The 1,126-nt window shown below is 33.9% G+C and carries 1 protein-coding gene; it reads left to right on the top strand.

The features are described from left to right. Positions 1-179 precede the first annotated feature (179 nt). Positions 180-1,040, top strand: a complete 861-nt coding sequence (locus EHS11_RS03460) for an SH3 domain-containing protein (RefSeq protein WP_167884334.1) — start codon at positions 180-182, stop codon at positions 1,038-1,040. The last annotated feature ends 86 nt before the right edge of the window (positions 1,041-1,126 follow it).

Here is a 1,126-nt window from a genome sequence, read left to right as displayed (position 1 = left end):
TTAAAGTGATGGGAGAAAGTGTTCCTGAAGGTTATAAACTTCAGGTATTTTTTAATGATCAGAATGTAATTAATGAATTTAGTGGAACAAATATTTCTGTATCCTATTTGGGTGGGCATGATACTCACGTACACTTCCAGCTAGTAAAAATAAAAAAATAAGGGGAGAAAATGAAAAGTATGAAATATCTAATATTTGTTATTCCGTTTTTTGTATTTTGTTGTGAAAGCATTTCTGGAGAACCAGAGAATAAATTAGACATATTGATTCCTAAATACAAAGAAGCGATTACGCCGCAAGAAGATAACTTTAGTTATATATTAAATCGATTGGGAATCAAAGAAAAGCCTACAGTAACGGAAGTCAAAGGTAATAAAATCATAAAAACAAAATTTAAATCTTTTGATTTGGAAATAAAAGAATATAGGCGTGAACCCTCTCGTGCTGTTGGTTTATATGTTAACTTCTTCCATTCGTCTCTAAAAAAAGGAAAAACATTCATTTCGTATTTTGACGGACAATATTCTGAGAGTAACTATTGTTATGCATTTTCAACACTATATTCAAAAGATGAAAAGCTAGATAAGCCCGAATGGGGATATTATGAATGCGGTAGGTCACTTGAGGTTAATACAAGTGGCCGATACGTTAGCGAAAAATGTTGGGATACTAATGACTATGTTAACGATAGTTGTAGGGAAAGGACGGCAGTTGATTTTGATGGCAAGGAATGGAAAACTAGAACAGATCTAAATCCATCTTCATGCCCGCATAAATGCTATGATCTTATTCCTTACATGGATACAGGAGAGTATGTAGTAAGAAAATCTAACGTATTAGTGAGAAATTCACCATCTAGAAAAGGTCAAGTTGTAGTGAAGTTAGAAAAAGAATCACGTGTTGCAGTAACAGAAGATACAGGAAAAATAGAGGAAATAGATGAGAATGTGGCCCCTTGGGTAAAAGTAAAATTGAGAGATGGCAAGGAAGGCTATGTCTTTGGTATATTTTTAAAAAGACCAGGAGAATTTTGGCCATGAATTTAAATCAAGGCCTGTGCCTCGTAAAAACTATAATAGCGGACAAAACGTCCGCTAAACTGGAGGAATTTTGTTTCGATGGAATG

Source organism: Leptospira ilyithenensis, assembly GCF_004771005.1.
GTDB lineage: Bacteria > Spirochaetota > Leptospiria > Leptospirales > Leptospiraceae > Leptospira_A > Leptospira_A ilyithenensis.
The sequence above is the reverse complement of the archived record's forward strand: the minus strand, read 5'-3'. Positions and strand labels throughout refer to the sequence as shown.